The 20145-nt window shown below is 37.7% G+C and carries 18 protein-coding genes; 9 read left to right on the top strand and 9 right to left on the bottom strand.

Going from position 1 to position 20145, the window contains the following annotated elements:
- The first annotated feature begins 18 nt into the window (after positions 1–18).
- The 4 genes from ACJ004_RS00390 (at position 19) to ACJ004_RS00375 (ending at position 2744) form a co-directional block, all read left to right on the top strand.
- Positions 19–228, top strand: coding sequence for a YheE family protein (locus ACJ004_RS00390; protein ID WP_410890475.1), 210 nt, complete (start codon positions 19–21; stop codon positions 226–228).
- A 78-nt stretch (positions 229–306) separates the two neighbouring features.
- Entirely contained in the window at positions 307–498 is a 192-nt protein-coding gene (locus ACJ004_RS00385) for a hypothetical protein (protein ID WP_410891245.1), read from the top strand.
- Between the two features lie 128 nt (positions 499–626).
- Entirely contained in the window at positions 627–1538 is a 912-nt protein-coding gene (locus ACJ004_RS00380; RefSeq protein ID WP_410890473.1) for a PucR family transcriptional regulator, read from the top strand.
- Between the two features lie 105 nt (positions 1539–1643).
- Entirely contained in the window at positions 1644–2744 is a 1101-nt protein-coding gene (locus ACJ004_RS00375; RefSeq protein WP_410890471.1) for an ABC transporter ATP-binding protein, read from the top strand.
- Between the two features lie 38 nt (positions 2745–2782).
- Here ACJ004_RS00375 and ACJ004_RS00370 read toward each other — a convergent pair whose 3' ends face one another.
- Positions 2783–3025, bottom strand: coding sequence for a hypothetical protein (locus tag ACJ004_RS00370; protein WP_410890469.1), 243 nt, complete (start codon positions 3023–3025; stop codon positions 2783–2785).
- Positions 3026–3381: 356 nt separating this feature from the next.
- Here ACJ004_RS00370 and ACJ004_RS00365 point away from each other — a divergent pair, with 356 nt between their 5' ends.
- Positions 3382–3585: an alpha/beta-type small acid-soluble spore protein gene (locus ACJ004_RS00365; protein WP_168242404.1), complete on the top strand. Its 204-nt coding sequence runs from the start codon at positions 3382–3384 to the stop codon at positions 3583–3585.
- A gap of 73 nt (positions 3586–3658) precedes the next feature.
- On the opposite strand, the gene fumC is transcribed toward ACJ004_RS00365, so the two are convergent.
- Positions 3659–5041 (bottom strand): class II fumarate hydratase, encoded by a 1383-nt coding sequence (gene fumC / locus ACJ004_RS00360; RefSeq protein ID WP_410890467.1) that lies wholly within the window; start codon positions 5039–5041, stop codon positions 3659–3661.
- Between the two features lie 1004 nt (positions 5042–6045).
- On the opposite strand from fumC, the gene ACJ004_RS00355 reads away from it, so the two are divergent.
- Positions 6046–6666 (top strand): NAD(P)-dependent oxidoreductase, encoded by a 621-nt coding sequence (locus ACJ004_RS00355; RefSeq protein WP_410891244.1) that lies wholly within the window; start codon positions 6046–6048, stop codon positions 6664–6666.
- Positions 6667–6991: 325 nt separating this feature from the next.
- Here ACJ004_RS00355 and ACJ004_RS00350 read toward each other — a convergent pair whose 3' ends face one another.
- The 7 genes from ACJ004_RS00350 to ACJ004_RS00320 form a co-directional block, all read right to left on the bottom strand.
- Positions 6992–9007 carry an ABC transporter ATP-binding protein gene (locus ACJ004_RS00350; protein WP_410890466.1) on the bottom strand — a complete coding sequence of 672 codons (2016 nt, stop codon included), beginning with the start codon at positions 9005–9007 and terminating at the stop codon, positions 6992–6994.
- Positions 9004–10761, bottom strand: coding sequence for an ABC transporter ATP-binding protein (locus ACJ004_RS00345; protein WP_410890464.1), 1758 nt, complete (start codon positions 10759–10761; stop codon positions 9004–9006). The genes ACJ004_RS00350 and ACJ004_RS00345 overlap by 4 nt, the downstream gene beginning before the upstream one ends.
- Positions 10762–11191: 430 nt before the next feature.
- A complete protein-coding gene (locus ACJ004_RS00340) occupies positions 11192–13222 on the bottom strand; it encodes a transglycosylase domain-containing protein (RefSeq protein WP_410890463.1) in 2031 nt (676 codons plus the stop codon).
- Between the two features lie 149 nt (positions 13223–13371).
- Positions 13372–13827, bottom strand: coding sequence for a helix-turn-helix transcriptional regulator (locus ACJ004_RS00335; RefSeq protein ID WP_410890462.1), 456 nt, complete (start codon positions 13825–13827; stop codon positions 13372–13374).
- A 110-nt stretch (positions 13828–13937) separates the two neighbouring features.
- Positions 13938–14093 carry a FeoB-associated Cys-rich membrane protein gene (locus tag ACJ004_RS00330; RefSeq protein WP_410890460.1) on the bottom strand — a complete coding sequence of 52 codons (156 nt, stop codon included), beginning with the start codon at positions 14091–14093 and terminating at the stop codon, positions 13938–13940.
- 191 nt (positions 14094–14284) lie between these two features.
- Positions 14285–16288 carry a ferrous iron transport protein B gene (gene feoB, locus ACJ004_RS00325; protein ID WP_410890458.1) on the bottom strand — a complete coding sequence of 668 codons (2004 nt, stop codon included), beginning with the start codon at positions 16286–16288 and terminating at the stop codon, positions 14285–14287.
- Positions 16288–16512 carry a FeoA family protein gene (locus tag ACJ004_RS00320; RefSeq protein ID WP_410890456.1) on the bottom strand — a complete coding sequence of 75 codons (225 nt, stop codon included), beginning with the start codon at positions 16510–16512 and terminating at the stop codon, positions 16288–16290. Before ACJ004_RS00320 ends, feoB begins: the two co-directional genes overlap by 1 nt.
- 234 nt (positions 16513–16746) lie before the next feature.
- On the opposite strand from ACJ004_RS00320, the gene ACJ004_RS00315 reads away from it, so the two are divergent.
- The 3 genes from ACJ004_RS00315 to ACJ004_RS00305 all read left to right on the top strand — a co-directional run bounded on the left by ACJ004_RS00315 (position 16747) and on the right by ACJ004_RS00305 (position 20084).
- Positions 16747–17877, top strand: a complete 1131-nt coding sequence (locus ACJ004_RS00315) for a histidine kinase N-terminal domain-containing protein (RefSeq protein ID WP_410890454.1) — start codon at positions 16747–16749, stop codon at positions 17875–17877.
- 173 nt (positions 17878–18050) lie between these two features.
- Complete coding sequence (locus ACJ004_RS00310; RefSeq protein WP_410890452.1) at positions 18051–18626, top strand: GNAT family N-acetyltransferase; 576 nt, start codon at positions 18051–18053, stop codon at positions 18624–18626.
- A 126-nt stretch (positions 18627–18752) separates the two neighbouring features.
- Positions 18753–20084 carry a hemolysin family protein gene (locus ACJ004_RS00305; protein WP_410890450.1) on the top strand — a complete coding sequence of 444 codons (1332 nt, stop codon included), beginning with the start codon at positions 18753–18755 and terminating at the stop codon, positions 20082–20084.
- The last annotated feature ends 61 nt before the right edge of the window (positions 20085–20145 follow it).

Here is a 20145-nt window from a genome sequence, read left to right as displayed (position 1 = left end):
TAAAAGGGGGAATTCACGTTGATAATGCACTTTCAATTCAAACCATTATTTGAAAATAAAAATATTCCTGGCTGGAATTTTTCCTTTTATCATAAAAAGCAAAGAGTTACGGGAATTTACCACCAAACAGGGAAAATAGAATGGACTACAAATGTGCCCGAACAGGAAGAAATTGAGGCCTTGTCCAGTCAGATCCATGAGTTAATGCTTTATCATGTTTATGAATAATCTAAAATAGAGTTCATAGTGCATGAAAACTTCCTTTATCCGCAAACTAAATATAGTTTTGGGAAAGGGATGATAGTGATGGACAATGAAAAAGACAAAGTTACGGATTCAGGATCTGCTAATGAAGGCAGAGATAAGGTGTTTATGGATGTTGACCGTATGATTAACGAAGGCATGTCAGGTGGTTCTGTCCATTTCCGAGAAGAGTCAACTAATATCGAAGAAGCGCGTGACCTTCAAGAAGAACAACCACCTTATGAATGCGATTAAATACAACTTCCAATAAAACAGGCTAGCCTTTATTAACTATGGCTAGCCTTTCTTATTTTTCCGCATTCTTAACAACTGGTATACTATCAGTAGTTTCAATAAAATTATTATAAACGGGGAACACAACAATGCTAAGAAAATTATTGTCTATTTATGAAAATTCTATTTTGTTTCCAGATAAACCAGACAAGCTTTCAGACCAGTTTTATATATTTTTCAACGCGCTGGAAAAGGAGTGGATTGGGATTCCTAAATCTGAGGTATCTGAGAAGGAATTAACCCTCCTCCAAACTTTATACCAGTTAGTTGACACACAATATGCTGTCAAAAATTCTTCAGCCATGGGATGGGATAAGTTTTTACTAGAGGATGGTCCGCCACCATCTTATAAGGCTGAGACAAATCTACGTTTCATCCAGTTTCAAATTATCGGCGATGATACGAACCAAATTGAGATTGAGTCTGCCTTAAAAGGATTCTTTACGGAAGAAGTCATCATCATTTGGGAAAACAAAAGTCGAGGGATTGTGATTGAAGAGTGCACGACAGTCTCACTCTCAGAAGAAGAATTAATATCCATGTCAGAAACATTAGAAAGTGATTTTTATGTCAAAATCTTTTTCTTTATTGGAAAGTTCACTTCCTTTAACGAGCAACTTCGTTCAAAGTTTCTTCTTGAGAAAGAATACTTTTCCTTTGGCATGACTAATCTTGTAACCCAAATGAATATTTTTACATTTGAACGGGTTTTTCCTGCCTATGTCGCTTATCACCTGCCAGTGGATTTAAAACCCAAGGTTAGTCAGGGAATATTTGAAGTTTTTAATGATGATCCTGAAATGTATTCTACTATCAAAGTTTTTCTTGAGAATAATTTAAATGCTAGTTTAACGTCCAAAAAATTGTACATCCATCGAAATACACTTCAATATCGAATCGATAAGTTTATCGATCGGTCCGGAATTCAATTAAAAGATTTTTACGGTGCCTTTACAGTCTTTTTAGCTTGTCTTCTATTTGAACAAAATCAAAAAAAGTAACAATGTGCCCAAAAAAGCGTTTTCATTCTTTGTGCAGTTTGTCTCTACCTATTATCTGCCTCTAATTGTAAACTATTATTAACAAGTTACAGGGAGGAATTAAAAATGGCAGAGTTAAAATTAGATCACATTTATAAAATTTATGATAATAAAGTAACGGCTGTACAAGACTTCAATTTACATATTGAAGATAAAGAATTTATCGTGTTTGTTGGACCTTCTGGGTGCGGTAAATCTACTACACTTCGAATGATCGCTGGTCTTGAAGATATTTCTAAAGGCGATTTCTACATTGATGGTAAAAGAGTGAACGATGTAGCACCAAAAGATCGTGATATCGCGATGGTTTTCCAAAACTATGCCCTTTACCCACACATGACCGTTTATGATAACATGGCGTTTGGCTTAAAACTGCGCAAGTTCCCAAAAGATGAAATTGACCGTCGTGTACAAGACGCAGCTAAAATCCTTGGTCTGGAAGCTTACTTAACTCGTAAACCTAAAGCTCTTTCCGGAGGTCAGCGTCAACGTGTGGCATTAGGCCGTGCGATTGTACGTGATGCAAAAGTATTCTTAATGGATGAACCATTATCAAATCTTGATGCCAAGCTTCGTGTTCAAATGCGCGCCGAAATTGCTAAGCTCCACCGCCGTTTAGACACTACTACCATCTATGTTACACATGACCAAACAGAAGCGATGACAATGGCAACACGACTTGTCGTAATGAAAGATGGTGTCATTCAACAAGTTGGTTCTCCTAAAGAAGTATATGAAAAGCCTGAAAATGTCTTTGTTGGCGGCTTTATTGGATCTCCAGCAATGAACTTCTTTAACGGAAAACTAGAGGATGGAAAATTTGTCATTGGAAATGCTTCACTTGTTGTTCCGGAAGGAAAAATGAAATACCTTCGCGAGCAAGGGTATGTTGGAAAATCACTTATTCTTGGTACTCGTCCGGAAGATATTCATGATGAACCTGTTTTCATTGATGCATCATCTGGATCAAAAATTAAAGCACAAGTCGATGTTGCCGAGTTAACTGGTGCAGAATTAATGATTTATTCAAGCATTGGCGGACAAGACTTTGTAGCTCGCGTTGATTCACGTGGTGATATTCATCCTGGTGATTCTTTAGAACTAGCGTTTGATATGAATAAGGCACATTTCTTTGATGAAGAAACTGAATCAAGAATCCGCCCGTAATAAATAAGGAAAGCTAAGCCCCGCTTCGATAGCGGGGCTTATTCTTTTATAAAAAATACTTCTTCGATATTGCATGCTGGGCACCGATATACATGGGGGCACTTATGACCCGAATATGTATCGGGATACCCATCTTCCATTTTCATTAAGTCTATTTCCATATATGGACTGTAATCATCATAAAAATCCATCAAACGACCACTTTCCATCATAGGCTCACCGCAAGTTGAACATAATAAGTAGGCTTCCCGGAAACCATTACATACTGGGCATTCTAACATTCCATTCACCCTTTTTATTTATTTTTATAACCTTAGTTTGTGTTAACTTACATGCCATATGTAGTGGAATAAACTACCAATTAAATTTTCGAATAAGTCTTTTTGTTTTAATCATAATAAGTATTACAAAGCAAGCAACCATTACACACGATGGATGAAACCAAAAAGGGTAATAGCCGGTGCAATTCCGACACATCCAACCAAACCAATGTTTTAAGAATGAATCTCCAACTTGTAAAAATTTATCAAAAGTAATATTGATAATATGGGTTAGGCCAAGGCGGCAATGGTTTAATCTCCATTATGGTTCAACTCCATACTGACCCCAAACTTATTAAGAGGAGTGTTATTCAACTATGGCAGCTAACAACAACTCTAATCAACTTCTAGTACCAGGCGTCGAACAAGCTCTTAGTCAAATGAAGTATGAAATTGCTTCAGAATTTGGTGTAAATCTTGGTGCTGACACTACTTCACGTGCCAACGGATCTGTTGGAGGAGAAATTACAAAACGTCTAGTAGCAATGGCTGAGTCTCAACTTGGCGGATTCCAACGCTAATCTTTAGTAAACCAAGTAAATACAAATAAATATTATGGCTTAGCCCCTTCCTTTGGAAGGGGCTTTCATTTTGTTAGATCATATGTTCAGGCTTGACCCATTTTGAAAACTGTTCTTCAGAAACATAACCTATTTTTATAGCAGCCTCCCTTAACGAACAATTTTCTTTAAAAGCTAATTTGGCAATTTCTGCTGCCTTTTCATAGCCAATATAGGGGTTTAATGCTGTAACAAGCATTAAAGAGCGATTTAAGTGATCCTTTAGAATCTCTTCATTAGCCTGAAGCCCGATGGCACAATTTTTATTAAAAGATCTGATCCCATCTGAAAGGAGACGAACCGATTGGATAAAATTATTAATAATAACTGGTTTAAAAACATTTAACTCAAAATTCCCTTGACTTGCCGCAAAGGCGATTGCCGTGTCATTTCCATAGACCTGGCATGTTATCATTGTCAATGCTTCACTTTGAGTTGGATTTACCTTACCGGGCATAATTGAACTCCCAGGCTCATTCGCGGGTATACTAAGTTCACCAATCCCACTGCGAGGTCCACTTGCGAGCCAGCGGACATCATTAGCTATTTTCATTAAATCGGCGGCCAAAGCTTTTAGCGTCCCGTGAACATGTACAAGCTCATCGTGACTGGTTAAAGCATGGAATTTATTTTCTGAGGAACGAAATGGATATCCAGTAAATGTGGAAATTTGCTCAGCCACCATATTACCAAACTGTGGTGGAGCATTGATTCCTGTACCAACTGCCGTTCCTCCTATCGCCAAATCCAGCAGATATTGACTTGCCTCTTTGATCATCCTCTCACATTTATCAAGCATTACCCGCCATCCGCTGATCTCTTGTCCCAGCGTCAGTGGTGTTGCATCCTGCAAATGAGTTCTTCCTATTTTTATGATTTTTGAAAAATCCTTTTCTTTGACAAGAAACGTATTTTTTAGTTCTGATATAGCAGGTAGGAGTTCTTCGATTATCTTTTTATAGGCAGCAATATGCATGGCAGTTGGAAAGGTATCATTCGAGCTTTGCGACATATTAACATCATCATTTGGATGAATTTTTTCATCTAAAGCACTTTGGTCCTTTAAATATACATTTGCCTTATTGGCTATGACTTCATTTACATTCATGTTGGATTGAGTTCCACTGCCAGTTTGCCAGACTACCAATGGAAAATGTTCATCCAGTTCTCCGTTAAGAATAGAATCACATACTTTTTGTATCGCCTTTAATTTACTTTCACTGATCTTTCCTAATTTAAAATTGACGATTGCTGCAGCCTTTTTAATAAAAACCAAACCATAAATTAATTCCATCGGCATCTTTTCGGAGCCAATTTTAAAATTTTCCTTGCTCCGTTGTGTTTGCGCTCCCCAATATTTATCAATGGGTACACGAACCTCACCAAGCGTATCTTTCTCTATTCGATAATTCTCCATTTTTCATCCACACCTCACTATTTCGTATACTTCAATATATATACCCATTCCTATCCATTTTATTAAAGGAATAACAATTTACTTATAAAAAAAACTGCAGACACTTGTCTGCAGTCAGTTAGTCGAGAAAGGGCATTTTTCTTGGCATTTTTTATTTTGTCAGAATCTAAATACTAAATTTAATGATGGCCCCTGCAAATGGGCCTGTTGATTTCCGCTCCAGGCACTCGCTTTCCGCGGGGAGGTCCTGAAGCCTCCTCGGCGCTTTGGCGCCTGCGGGGTCTTCAGTGACCTCTTTATCCCGCAGGAGTCGAGTGCCCTCCTCTACAATCAACAGGGAGGCAAATCAACCTAAAGTATTGCAACACACTTTTTCAAACCCTGCTAAGTGTGTCACATTCCTTTTTATATTTTGGCATACTACAGTAAGAAGTGCCTGTTCGCTCACATTCTTCAATCCCCAAGCCAGCAGTAGCGAAGCCCGTACAGTTCTACTTATTTTTATTATTTATTAGTTGACCTGAAGGTCTTTATTGAAAACACTCTGTTGAATGGTGCGGAAGGCACGAAGACTCCTGCGGGAGTACGGGTCAGGGGAGACCCCGCAGGAGCGCAGCGACGAGGAGGCTCCCCGGCACGCCCGCGGAAAGCGAAGTGCCTGGAGCGCCTATCAACAGACATTTTTAATATCTATATACCAATAATATTGTAACTAATTAACGCAGTGAATTTTTGAAGTGATACAATAAAAAGGCTGCCGAGGTTTTTTTCGACAGCCTGACTGCAGATACTTGTCTGCAGTTAACGATTTAATGTTTAATGATTGTATATCCGATATAATAAGAAAGGATTAAAAAACTACCGATTAATAACACGACTGAATATTCTGACATATATATCCCACCTCTATATTAGTAAATGCTTAAACATTTTCAAAATATCATAAGTGGTGGGTATCGCAAGTGATGAATATTACACTTTATTGGCTAAGAGGTGAATTTTTTGTGAACATTTGCCTTTTTGGAGCAACAGGCAGAGTTGGCACGATTATTTTAGAAAATGCTTTATCCACTCAACATTCCGTCCAGGTTCTGGTGAGAGATAAGAGAAATCTAAACCATACAGGAGATGGCCTTCTTGTTATGGAAGGAAATGTTCTAAATGAAACGGACATTGCGAACAGCTTAACTGGAACTGATGCAGTGATTAGTGCTTTAAATACCGCAGGTACCACCACACTGTCTGATTCAATGCCATTTATCATTAAACATATGAAAGAGCAAGGCATACAGCGAATTATTACGATTGGAACGGCAGGGATTCTGCAGGCTCGGTCAGCTCCCCATTTATATCGGTTTCAATCATCCGAGTCAAAACGGAAAAGCACTCGTGATGCGGAGGAACATTTACGGGCCTATTTATTATTAAAAGAGTCCGGACTCGATTGGACTATTGTATGTCCGACCTACTTGCCTGTGGGGGAAAGAATAGGGCATTACAGATATGAAAAAGACTTTCTGCCAGATGATCCTTCATCGATCTCTATTTATGATACTGCGGATTTTGCCTTTAGTCAGCTATTTAGTGAACAATTTATAGGCTTCCGAGTAGGACTTACCTATTAAAAAGATCCCCTAAGCATGATTTATTAAAGGGATTACTTGTCTAAGCGACCGAACTCTCCTTATCCGTGTAAGTTCGGTCTTTTATAAGGCTTCTAATCGACCCTTCTCTCCTTAAAATCAGAGAAAATGGTCTTCATAAGGGCGATGATGACCAAATTCTTCCGGAAAACCAGAGAAAATGGTCTTCATCACGGTGATGATGACCAAATTCTTTCGGACAGCCAGAGAAAATGGTTTTCATAAAGATGATGAAGACCAAAAGTGAGAGGACGGTCGCTTATAGGGACAACCAGCGCCCAAGCCCCCGAACTTAAGTAAAGTTTTTCTAGCCAGCCAAATCCGTGCTGCCCTGCTGGAGCTGATACATTTGATAATATTTACCTTTATTCTTCATTAATTCATCATGGGTCCCTTTTTCAACAATCATTCCCCGATCCAAAACAATAATTTGGTCGGCATTTCGGATCGTTGATAACCGATGGGCAATGATAAAGGTGGTTCTCCCTTTTTTCAGAACTTCCATGGCTTCTTGAATCAAAGCCTCTGTCTCTGTATCAATACTTGAGGTGGCTTCATCTAGGATCAGAATGGCTGGATTAAATGCAAGTGCACGTGCAAAGGAAATTAACTGCCGCTGCCCGCTCGAAAGCGTACTTCCCTTCTCTAATACTGGTTCATCATAACCATTTTCTAAGTTCTTAAATACTTTTTCAGCCCCAACATCCTTTAATGCTTTCTCCACTTTTTCTTTCGTAATCGTAGGATCATTAAGACTTACATTGGAGGCAATTGTCCCTGTAAATAAATAAGGATCCTGTAAAACAATCCCCATATGGTTACGGATGGATTGACGGGGTATCGTTTCAATATCTCTTCCATCAATCGTAATTTTTCCTTTTTGGCAATCATAAAAACGGAACAGTAAATTCATAATTGAACTTTTTCCTGATCCCGTATGGCCAACGAAGGCAACTGTTTCACCGTGCTTGGCTTCAAAATCAATATTCTTTAGGACATATTCTCCTTCTTTGTAACCAAATGAAACATGATCAAATGATACATTCCCTTTAAACCGAGCAATTCTCTCACTACTAACATTTTCGCCTGGTTCATCCATCAGCTTAAATACACGTTCCCCTGCCACAAGAGCCAGTTCTAAATTAGCCAGTTGATTGACAATCCCCTGAACTGGTTGAAAAAGTCGGTTGATATAATCAACAAAGGCATATAGCACTCCTAGTGAAAGAATGGTAGAAGTATTCAGTGCCTGACCCCCAAAATACCAAATAAATGCCACAAAAATGAGATTTCTTAATATCCCGACTAGGTTATGAGAGGTTAATGAATTTAAACTTAGCAGTCTATTTTGGTACGTAAAATACTCATGGTTAAGATTTTCAAAATCTGCTTTTGTTTCTTTTTCGCGACCGAACGCCTGGATTATACTCATCCCTTGGATAGACTCATTAATCATTGCATTAATTTCGCTATTTCTAGACCGAATTACACGGTTGTATTTAGACGCATACTTCCGGTAAATTAACACCCATACATAAAGAATAGGCAATAATAATAAACAAATGGCCGCAAGTTTTGCATTCAAAATAAACAAAGCCACATAAATACCTGTGATATAAATGGAACTCGTAAAAAAGGTAGCGAGAACCGTAACATATAACTCACGGATCGCCTCCGTATCATTCGTAATTCTTGCTACAACTTTCCCTGCAGGCAGATTATCAAAATAATTAATGGGTAGACGTTGTATCTGACCGTATACATCTTCACGCATTTTTTGAATAATACGATTAGCTGATTTTTGCAATAAAAAGCGTTCTCCGTACTGAAAAATGGCTGAAACCACCAAGAGTCCAAAATAAATGGCCAATAATCTAAAAATAGCTGGGATCTCAGGCTGGTAAAAGGCTAATATTTCAGACCCCTTGAGGATTTTCGCCTGTAATTCAGCCCTTCGATCACCATTTTTTATCACCAATGTTCCATCTTTTAATGTTCGCCTTCCATCAAATTCAAGCTTTTGGTTAATGAAAACAAACTTTGATCCTACTTGCAAAATCCGAATTTGTTTTCCCTTTTGTTCATTACCCAAAATATACTTTTCTCTTTTGTAAAATTTCCCCTCATACTTTACTGCTTTATCCCCACTTGTTGTTTCATACCATACCGATTCAATCCCTAATATATGCTGATCAATAATATTTTTAGCAATAAACGGTCCAGCGAGATCGGTTACGACAGAAATGGTCAGCATGATCAAAGCTGCTAAAATAATTTTCTTATACGCAAAAGCATATCTTGCCAATCTTTTCCCTGTTGTCATGCTTGCACCCCTTCCTCTATCTTCCCCGCAATCTGCTGGCGGATAAATTGTTCCTTATACCACCCATTATGTTCGAGGAGTTGCTCATGTGTCCCTTCTTCGACAATCTTGCCTTCATCTAAAACAATAATATGGTTGGCATGCTGGACAGCTGACATGCGATGGGTGGTAATGATTGTGGTCTTGTCATTTCTTACCTTTCTGATATTGTCAATGATTCGTTTTTCAGTTTTGGCATCAACTGCAGATAGGGAATCATCAAGTATAAGGATCTCTGGATTTTTGATAAGCGCTCGCGCAATGGAGATCCGCTGTTTTTGCCCGCCTGATAAAGCCACGCCCTTCTCTCCAACGAGCGTACTTAATCCCTCTGGGAGCAGTTCTAAATCCTTACGAAACGCTGCTAAATCAATGGCCTCTGCTAATTCTTCATCGCTCGCATCCATCCTGCCAAAGAGAATATTCTCTTTCACACTTCGAGAAAACAGTACGTGATCTTGTGGCACATAACCAATCCAATTGCGAACTTGATTCAAGGTTTGCCTCTCTAAAGGTACCCCTGATATGGATACTTCTCCATCGCCTAGAGGATACTGTCTTAATAATTGCTTAATAAGGGTGGACTTTCCTGACCCTGTTTTACCAACAATGCCCAATGTCTGCCCCTGTAGAAGCTTAACATCAATATTTTTAAGATTATCATTTTTAGAAGATGGATAACGGAAGGTTACCTTTTGATAATCAATCCGATCTGCACCTTCTATGGAAACAGGGGCGGTAGGATTGACGACTTCTTCCTTATAGCTAAGTGTTTCATTAACGCGGTCGAGTGAAGCATTTCCCCTTTGCATTACATTGATTAACTCGCCAATTGCGAACATTGGCCAGATCAGCATCCCTAAATACACATTAAATGAAACAAGATTGCCCAATGTGATTGATTGATGAAAAACTAAATAGGCACCATACCCAAGGCCAATTAAGTAACTAATGCCGACAAGCACCTTAATCGTAGGGTCAAATAAAGCGTCTATTTTTGCAACCTTAATATTCTTATAGTAGACATCTTCCGTGAGTTGATGAAATCGATCGCTATCAGCTACTTCTTGAACATAAGCACGGATAACCCTAACTCCTGCAACAGATTCAAGTACTCGATCATTCAGTTCACCAAAGGCATCCTGGGCTTCCGTGAAGCGAGTATGAATTCTGTTCCCATAAATTTTCATCAATATGGCCATAAATGGAAGCGGAATAATGGCCGCTAACGTTAATTCCCAGCTAATAAAAATCCCCATCGTTAACAGTAATGTCAGCATCCAAACACTTGAATCCACGAGAGTCAGAATTCCAAACCCTGCAGTAATTGAAATGGCTTTTAAATCATTGGTGGCTCGTGCCATTAAATCACCAGTCCGATTTTTTTCATAAAATACTGGAGTCATTTTTAATAAATGGTTGACGAAACGAGACCTAAGTTTCCTTTCAACGAGGAAAGCGCCTCCAAACAAGCGATACATCCAAACATAGGTGATCGCATAGGATGACACCATGATTGCCAAAAGTATGCCAAGGTATTTTATTATTTTCTCTTTACTTATACTGCCGACATGAATATCATCAATCGCCATTCCTATTAATTTAGGCGGCATCACATCCAAAATACCAACTAGAATTAATAGTGTGATCGCGATACAATAGCGCTGCCAATTTTCTTTAAAGAACCAACTTAATTTTTTTAAAACCGCAAACATAGCTGACTTCCCCCTTATGATTTACTATCCGCCTTCTAGCGCTCCTGTTGTGTTTCCAGTCCAAGATCCTTCCAAATATCTCATCGACTTTTCCTCCCACTCATTTGTTTTTGACCTATAAAAAAAGACATACCGCAGTAGTGCAGTATGCCTCCTTTTAAAAAAGGGACAAAAAAACACAGTGTACGTTTCAAAAGAGAACGTAACCTGTGTTTTTGCCATTAATCAATTTTAAAATTAACAGGAAATTTCTTCAGGACAGGTTACATTCAAATATTCAATTGCTAATAAGACTTGATTGAATTTAGTCATTTGGTAACCCTCCCTTTCCTTTTTTTTCATCCTTTGTTAGATTATCACCAGTTCTTTTAAAAGTCAATTCCCATTTTTCAGAATTGTTTCTAACATCTTTCGACATATTGAAAATTCATTAATGCCCCTTCCATTTCTTCTGCCATTTCTCCTTTTGTTTATTCCATTTCTCTTCCCACTTTTGAACCTCATTATTAAAGCTTCCTGGTAAATTAAAACGATTTTTAGCAGCCTCTTCCTGCTTTTTCTTTTCAATCAATGTGGCAATATGAGCGACATTAAAGCTTTCGGATGCCTCATTCGCTAAAGCATTGGTCATCACTTCCCGAAAAACAACTGCCGCCCCTTTATTGCTGGTCGGAGTTATATAATGCTCCGCATCTGTTTTATCATAACCAACCCAAATCGCACCGACCAGCTGTGGTGTATAACCAACAAACCATTGGTCCTTCAGGCCATTTATACCTTTTATCGGAACTTGAGTGGAACCAGTTTTCCCTGCCGTTTCTCGGCCTGGTATTTGGGCTGCAGTACCTGTACCTTGTTCCACGACACCAAGAAGCATAGTTGTCATATTGTCAGTTACGGCTTTTGTTGTGACTCTCTCTTTTTTTGCTTTCCAGACAGCAACAACATTTCCTTCAGCATCAACGATTTTCTTAATAGCATGGGCCTTCATTCTTACACCACCATTTGGAAAAACAGAGAAAGCTTCAGCCATATTTAGTGGAGAGACTCCTTTATGCAAACCACCTAAAGCAAGGGATAAATTACGGTCATTTTTGTCTAATGTTATTCCAAACCGCTTAATTGAATCCAATCCTTTTTCAATCCCAAGTTCATTTAGCAGCCAGACCGCAGAAACGTTTTTTGATTCTTTCACTGCTTCATACATTGGTACCTGACCAGCATATTGATAATCGTAATTACTAGGTTGATAATCGCCAAATGACATTGGTTCATCTTTTAACATATCACTAATCTGCCAACCTTCTTCCAGTGCTGGTGTATAAACAGCTAATGGCTTAAAGGAAGAACCTGGCTGGGCCTCTAATTGCGAAGCTCGATTATACCCCCTAAACGTATGTTTTCCTCTGCCTCCAACAATAGCCTTGATTCCGCCTGTCTTTGGGTCTATTAGGACACCACCGCTCTGAACTAGACGATCGTTTCCTTCTTGGAATAAGGAATCATTTTGATACGTCTCTTCCACGGCTGTTTGCATCACTGGTTCAAGTTCTGTAAAAATTTGATAGCCACCTGTTAGTAATTCATCCTGTGATAACCCATATAAGTTTATTGCCTCATCTAAAACCTGATCAACATAGTATGGAAATTTGCCCCGGAATGGGTCACCGCCCCCATCATTCAAAATTACTTTTTCGTGAATTGCTTTTTCATACTGCTGACTGGAAATATACCCTTGGTTTTTCATTTGTGCTAATACTAGATTTCGCCGTTCCGTCGCCTTTTCCATATGTTCATATGGATTAAGGGCAGATGGCGCTTTAATTAGACCTGCGAGTAAAGCAGATTCACTGATTGATAGGTCGTTAACATCTTTGGCAAAGTATTTGCTGGCAGCCGTTTTAATTCCCCATGCACCGTTTCCAAAATAAATTTGATTTAAATACATCTGAAGAATCTGTGGTTTCGAATATTCTCGTTCAATCTGAAGTGCTAAAAAAACCTCCTCCATCTTCCTATTTAAGGTTTTTTGTGATGTGAGCAGGGTATTCTTTGTCAATTGCTGGGTAATGGTACTGCCGCCTTCTACCATTCCTCCCGCTTTTAGGTCACGCATTAGTGCCCTTGATGTCCCAATAAGGTCCACACCGCTATGTTGATAAAATCGACGATCCTCAATTGCAATGATTGCGTTTTTCATTGAATCAGGGACCTGCTTTATGGAGACACCCTCATTTTTATTCGCCGACACTTTACTTGCTATTTCCTCATTGACATCGTAAAAAACCGTTGCCTGAGGCAACTCATTCTTAAGACCTGAGATATCTGCATCCTTGGAAAAATAATAAAGAAGTCCAAAAAAACTTAAGATGATAATTAACGTTGAAAGTACTAGTATCTGGAGTAAATGCCACTTTTTCCAGTTTTTAAATATGGCCGTTACTTTCTCTTTAAATACCAAATGAAAAACATCCTTTTCTGTAATCTTTAACAGGTATAATTTCGATTATCGGTTGGTTTTTATGACTATTTATCATAAAAGTTAATACAACAACGATTAGTATTCCAAAAAAAAGAAAAAAGATGGGCCGGATTCCCATCTTTTGTTATTTATTCATTTTTAGCTAATTCTTTAAACCGTTGTTTCGATACCTTTTCATCAATACTGCTAAAGATTCGATAATTTCCTTCATCCAAAATACGAAAATGCTTACTAAGAATATTTTGTTGAAGAATATACCCATTCTTCTTTGATACCACTCTCCACCAAACTCGTCCGCCTAACGTTTTTGATTTTCGAATATCTATTCCTTCACGGGCTACCGTTTCTAGTACTTCAAGTGGTTCATTGCCAAATAAAAATTGAACTGTTTCGGTCTCACGAAATAATGCACAAATCGAAACCACGGTGGACCAGTTGGCAAGAACCCTGCCTTTTTCAATTTGAACAAGTGTTTTCTTTGAGACACCAATAATATCTGCCATTTTATCCTGAGTGTAGCCGACTTCTGTCCGTATTAGGCGAAGCTTTTCTGAAACCTGCATTATAATTTCATCTCTGGTCACGTTAAGCCCTTCCTTCAATTGCAACTAGTGTAATTTTACACTAGTTTACTGAATCATTCAAACTTTAGCATAAAAAAACTGCTACCTTTATAGATAGCAGTTTTCATTAGTTAATGTAATTTGGATGGTATTCCGCATTTGCTGGAACATGAATCTTTCAAATCACATGCCCCGCATTTTCCCTTTTTCGATTTGTTTATAAACCTAACTAAGGACCAAGTTGCATATCCAAAAATAGCTGCCCCTATTAAAATACTGGCTATCATTTGCTCCACCTCATTTAAGAAGACTCTTTTCGTAAACTTTGTTGCTATTGGAACTTTATAAGTATCATTTACTAAGTTTCTAGGCAATTTTCGCAAATGTTCATACGAAAAGATGTCACAAAGCATATAGTTATACGGGTTGATAAACTTTTACGAAAAACAACAATCTATACGAAAATAGCCTTTAAGAATCACACAATTCCAAACAATTTGCCACCTTGATAAATCACCAAAGAAAGAACGTAAGCAATCGCAAATGCATAAATCATAGAAAAAGCCGTCCATTTCTTTGAATTTGTTTCTTTATAGATGGTTGCTACCGTCGCAAGGCATGGGATATATAACAAAATGAAAACCATGAAACTAAAGGCAGCAAGCGGAGTATAATAGTCAGCCAATAACCCTTGCAAACCTGCATCATTCGGAACAAAATAGATAATATTCATAGTAGAAATAATTGCCTCTTTTGCCAAGAACCCTGTAATTAACGAGGCTGATGCCTGCCATGTTCCAAATCCAATAGGATCAAATATTGGGGCAATTACATTCCCAATCATGGCTAAATAACTATCATCCATGTCAACCTTTAACCCATGGGGACCTGCAAAAGATAACAACCAGATAAAGACAGAACCTGCAAAAATAAATGTTCCAGCTTTTCGGACAAAACCTTTCCCTTTATCCCAAGTACTCCTCCAAAGTGATTGAAATTGAGGGAGCCGGTAAGGGGGCAGTTCAATGACAAATAATGAAGTTTCTGATTTTAGTAAAGTAGCGGAAAAGATTTTTGCTAATACCAATGCAACTATGATCCCCAGTACATATAGACTCAGAACAACTAATGCCTTACTTCCTGCAAAAAATGCTCCTACAAATAACGCATAAACGGGCAATCTTGCTGAGCAGGACATTAACGGGGTAAGTAATATGGTTACCAGCCTTTCCCTTGGAGTCTCTATGGTTCTTGCTGCCATAATTCCTGGTACATTGCACCCAAACCCAATCATCATTGGAATAAACGCCTTCCCATTTAATCCAACTGATTCCATAATCCGGTCCATTACTAATGCAACACGGGCCATGTAACCAGAATCTTCTAATAAAGAAATAAAGAAAAATAGGATAAAGATTTGTGGGACAAAAACTAGTACGCCGCCTACCCCTGCAACCAACCCTTCAATAATTAATGCATGAATAAATCCTGAGGCATGAATGGCGGTTAATGCCGATTCAATCCATTCTGTAATTGGCCCTGTTAAAAATCCATCCAAAACATCAGATAATGGCGTTCCGAGCCAATCAAAAGTCAGCATAAACATCACATACATCAGCAGCAAGAAAATAGGCATTCCTAAAAAGCGATTCGTAACAATTCGATCAATTTTCTCAGAAAGTGGAATCTCGAAATTACTTTTTCTAGCAACTTCTGCGACAATTTGCTCGATGATTTCTTTTCTTTTTTGATAAATAAAGTTTGCTAATGATTTTGCATTAAATTTTTTTTGTAAGTTTGACTCCAAGTTAGTTGTTAGAGTATTAAGGCTTTGTTCATCAACTATACTCTTAAGGTAGTTTCTTACGTATTCGTTTCCTTCAAAATATTGAAGAGCTAGAAATCGTGCAGAAAGGCCAGTTTTTCCATTAATCTCCGCTGTCAATGTTCCAATCGCTTCTTCAACTTCTATTCCATAGTAAATAAGGTTCTTTTTGGCAGGCTGGATTGATTGAGTAGAAATGACCTCAACTAATTTATCACAGCCCTTACCGCTTCTTGCCACGACCGGAATAACCGGCACCCCTAGAATATCTGAGAGCTTAGTTGCATCTATTTGAATCCCGCGCTTATTTGCCACATCAACCATATTAAGTCCAATAAGTGCTGGCTTTTTAAACTCTAACAATTGAAAAGTCAGATGTAAATTACGTTCTAATTGTGAAGCATCTAATATATTTAGCAGGCGATCCACTGATTCATTTAGAAAGAAGGATGTAACAACTCCTTCATCCTTTGATAACGGATTTAGAGTGTATACTCCTGGTAAATCAATTAAATGACCAATATTATTTTTAAAAATGCCAACTTTCTTTTCAACGGTTACACCGCTCCAGTTACCAACATACTCATAGGAACCTGTTAGATTATTAAACAAAGAAGTTTTGCCTGTATTGGGATTTCCAATTAGAGCGATTTCCATTATACTCTCTCCACTTCAATTTGAACTGCTTCACTAAGGCGAATACCTACACATTGTCCACAAGATTCAATCATCACAGGCCCGCCAAATGGCATGATACACTTTACACATACTTCTGATCCTTCCGTGATCCCTAAGTCAAGTAATCTCCTTTGTACGAGATGACCCACATGAGAAATATCAATAATTTTTCCTTTATCTCCTGCTTTTAAAGCACCAAACATATATATCACCCTATTCAAGTTAATTGAGAATGATTATCTTTCTATATTGTCATTTTAGCACCTTATAAGAGTTTTAAAGGATGACAAATATGTCAAAAGTTCGAAATTTACAGTAAAAAAAAGTATCTCGATAGAATTTAAGACTTTTATTATAATAGTAAGGAGGATTTTCTATTTCTCCATCGAATAAACAATGTAAGCAGTTTTTTGTCAATAACATAGGGGGAAAACCGCATGTTCACGGAAAACCAAATAGATTTAATTGAGTTTTTTAATCTAAATAGACAGAAATTAATTCAAAAATGGGAAAATGCCATTGTTACCACTAAAGCTGATCCTTTTAAATTAAAAATTCACGATAACGGCGAGGCATTACTCGAAGTTTTACTTAATATGCACAAAATGAAGGAAGAAGAGATATTAGAGATAATTGAAAAACTTGCCATTGAAGTATCGGAGGAAAGAGTTCTTGCTGATATTAACCTTGGGGATTTTGTTTATAATGTAAATCTTGGCAGGTCAGTTTTATACAGTCAATTAAGCGATACTGGGATCCCATGGGAAGCTATGCAAGAAGGATTAAACAGGATAAATTTTTGTTTTGATAAATTTCTATACTATGCTGTTTCCCATTACTCTGAGGCAAAGAACAAAATAATTGAAGAAAAAACCATGCACATTGATTCTACCCATCAAGATCGATTGACATTGCTTGGCCAGATGACATCAAGCTTTATTCATGAGTTTAGGAACCCATTAACATCTGTTCAAGGATTTATCCAATTGCTGAAAGCTGATTACCCGGAGATGAAATATTTAGATATCATTTCTAGTGAGTTAGATCAACTTAATTTCCGCATTTCGCAATTCCTCCTTTTGTCAAAAAAGGAGTTAATCGGAAAAGAAAAAGATGACTTCAATTTAAATAAATTGGTTGAAGAAGTATTAAACTTTCTTTATCCAAGCATTCTCGATGGAAAAGTAAAAATAAGAAAAGAACTAAGTGAAGATATTACTCTTAATGGATATGCAGATGAAATTAGACAGGTATTAATCAATATCATCTTTAATGCGATTGATGTATTGAATCATGATGAGAATCCCAATCCAACAATCGAGATTAATAGCAGTCTCGAAAATCAGTTCATCAAAATCAATATTTCCAACAATGGACCCATAATCCCCGCTGAACTAAGAAAATCAATTTTCGAACCGTTTTTTACGACCAAAACTCTAGGTACGGGGCTAGGCTTGTTTGTATGTAAAGAAATTATTGAAAAGCATAAAGGGACTTTAGAATGTGACTCTTTTCCTGAAAAGACTACATTTTCGATTCTCTTACCGATAGCCGCCTTAACCCCTTAAACTTCTTAAAAAGGAAATTGCATAGCACGAGTGACCAATCCCACTTTCTTAAAAGCAGGGATTTTTTTATTTTAAGAACAACACACCTTTAGAAAAAAGCCTTATTTAATCATCCCGCTAAGAACCTATTATGCATATGATGAACTAAAAATTTTTATCGGGAGATTAGACCAATGTTTACATTAAAAGTGGATAATGAAATTGAACTCCAGTTATTTCAGCAGCATCATGCCTTAAGACTATATAAATTAGTTGAAGAGAACCGCAAACATCTGCGGGAATGGATGCCCTGGGTGGATAGCATGAATTCTCTCCATCAGTTTGAATCCATTATACCGATTTGGCTAAACCAATTTGCAGAAAATAGTGGAATGAACGTGGGGATACTCTATAAAGGCGAGCTTGTCGGCTCAATTGGGTTACATCAAATAGATTGGCACAACCGAATGGCAAGTATCGGTTATTATCTCTCAAAGAAGGCAGAAGGTCATGGCATCATAACAAGATCAGTTCATGCCTTACTAAACTACGCCTTTTTCCAATTAGGATTAAATCGTGTTGAAATTCGCTGTGGTGTCAAAAACAAAAAAAGCCGTGCTATACCTGAAAGACTAAGTTTTAATAAGGAAGGGATTATTAGGGAAGGCGAACAATTATATGGACGCTTTCATGACCTCTTTATTTATAGCATGCTTGCCCGAGACTGGAATAATCGAGTTCCGTATATTACCACACCCCTTACCACCTAGTTCCTATAAATGCTGCCATTTGGGCAGCATTTTTTAGGTCGATTTGCTAATAGATTTTTTTTTTGAAATAATGTATAGAGACCAACGTAAGTGAGGTGGCATGCCTTACCTCTTGTAAGGTGATAGATGATTTGGATGAATGTAGTTATTATTGTTATCCTAATAGCCTTTACTGCCCTATTTGTCGCTTCAGAATTTGCGATGGTAAAGGTACGAACCACGAGAATTGATCAATTACTATCCGAGGGAAATCCAAGAGCAGAAGCTGCTAAGAAGGTAATTTCTAATTTGGACGGCTATTTATCCGCTACACAGGTTGGGATTACAATAATCTCCTTAGTTTTAGGCTGGCTTGGTGAGCCCACTATTCGCGAACTGCTCAACCCTGTATTTAACCTGATTCAAATACCCTTATCACTTAAACACATTATTTCGTTTATCTTTGCTTTCATTGTCATAACTTTTTTCCATGTTGTCATTGGTGAATTATCACCGAAAACGATTGCAATTCAAAAATCAGAAGAGATTCTCTTGTTTTTTGCTCGTCCGCTTATTTTGTTTTATAAACTGATGTACCCTTTTATTTGGATTCTAAATCGGTCTGCACGGTTTGTTACTGGTCTATTCGGCGTAAAACCGGCATCCGAGCATGATATCGTCCTTTCAGAAGAAGAATTGAGGTTAATTCTTTCACAAAGCTATGAAAGTGGAGAAATAAATCAATCCGAATATCGATATATGAACCGAATATTTGAATTTGATAATCGGATTGCAAAAGAAATTATGGTTCCAAGAACTGAACTTGTAACTCTTTCCAAAGATGCCTCTATGGACGAAATAATTGAAAGAGTAAAGGAAGAAAAATACACAAGATATCCCTTAATTGATGGGGACAAAGACAATATTTTAGGGGTTATTAATATTAAAGAGGTTTTAACAGATTGCATCCAGCAAAAATGTACTGGCGACCAACCGCTTCTTCCCTATCTAAAGCCAGCCATACATGTCATTGAAACTATCCCAATTCAGGAACTTCTGGTCAAACTGCAAAAAAACCGTTCCCATATGGCCGTTTTATCTGATGAATATGGCGGGACAGCAGGAATTGTCACGGTTGAAGATATTCTTGAAGAAATTGTTGGTGAAATACGGGATGAATTTGACTTGGATGAGATCCCTCTTATTCAGAAAAAAGCAGATGGTCATTATATATTAGATGGTAAAGTTCTGATCAGTGAAGTAAACGATCTCCTCGGCACAACTCTGAATGAGGAAGATGTCGATACAATTGGCGGTTGGTTTTTAACACAAAAGTTTGATGTACATAAAGGGGATACCATCGAAAACGACGGATTTGTATTTCAAATTAATGAGATTGAAGGTCACCATATCTTGTATATTGAAGTAAGTAGAGCAAAAACAGACGAAAAATTAGATGTAGAAGCGGCTCCAAAATAGGAGCTGCTTTTATTAAGGATATTTTCGCATAGATTGTTGTTTTTCGTACAAGTTCTTCAAC

This window comes from Neobacillus sp. 204, assembly GCF_046562815.1.
Classification (GTDB): Bacteria; Bacillota; Bacilli; order Bacillales; family Cytobacillaceae; genus Neobacillus.
The sequence above is the reverse complement of the archived record's forward strand: the minus strand, read 5'-3'. Positions and strand labels throughout refer to the sequence as shown.

What these genes read in the sequence shown, in the direction of transcription:
- ACJ004_RS00385 (WP_410891245.1), top strand. Translation starts at nt 307, where the DNA reads ATGGACAATGAAAAAGACAAAGTTACGGATTCAGGATCTGCTAATGAA.
- ACJ004_RS00380 (WP_410890473.1), top strand. Translation starts at nt 627, where the DNA reads ATGCTAAGAAAATTATTGTCTATTTATGAAAATTCTATTTTGTTTCCA.
- ACJ004_RS00375 (WP_410890471.1), top strand. Translation starts at nt 1,644, where the DNA reads ATGGCAGAGTTAAAATTAGATCACATTTATAAAATTTATGATAATAAA.
- ACJ004_RS00370 (WP_410890469.1), bottom strand. Translation starts at nt 3,025, where the DNA reads ATGTTAGAATGCCCAGTATGTAATGGTTTCCGGGAAGCCTACTTATTA.
- ACJ004_RS00365 (WP_168242404.1), top strand. Translation starts at nt 3,382, where the DNA reads ATGGCAGCTAACAACAACTCTAATCAACTTCTAGTACCAGGCGTCGAA.
- fumC (WP_410890467.1), bottom strand. Translation starts at nt 5,041, where the DNA reads ATGGAGAATTATCGAATAGAGAAAGATACGCTTGGTGAGGTTCGTGTA.
- ACJ004_RS00350 (WP_410890466.1), bottom strand. Translation starts at nt 9,007, where the DNA reads ATGACAACAGGGAAAAGATTGGCAAGATATGCTTTTGCGTATAAGAAA.
- ACJ004_RS00345 (WP_410890464.1), bottom strand. Translation starts at nt 10,761, where the DNA reads ATGTTTGCGGTTTTAAAAAAATTAAGTTGGTTCTTTAAAGAAAATTGG.
- ACJ004_RS00330 (WP_410890460.1), bottom strand. Translation starts at nt 14,093, where the DNA reads ATGATAGCCAGTATTTTAATAGGGGCAGCTATTTTTGGATATGCAACT.
- feoB (WP_410890458.1), bottom strand. Translation starts at nt 16,288, where the DNA reads ATGGAAATCGCTCTAATTGGAAATCCCAATACAGGCAAAACTTCTTTG.
- ACJ004_RS00320 (WP_410890456.1), bottom strand. Translation starts at nt 16,512, where the DNA reads ATGTTTGGTGCTTTAAAAGCAGGAGATAAAGGAAAAATTATTGATATT.
- ACJ004_RS00315 (WP_410890454.1), top strand. Translation starts at nt 16,747, where the DNA reads ATGTTCACGGAAAACCAAATAGATTTAATTGAGTTTTTTAATCTAAAT.
- ACJ004_RS00310 (WP_410890452.1), top strand. Translation starts at nt 18,051, where the DNA reads ATGTTTACATTAAAAGTGGATAATGAAATTGAACTCCAGTTATTTCAG.
- ACJ004_RS00305 (WP_410890450.1), top strand. Translation starts at nt 18,753, where the DNA reads ATGATTTGGATGAATGTAGTTATTATTGTTATCCTAATAGCCTTTACT.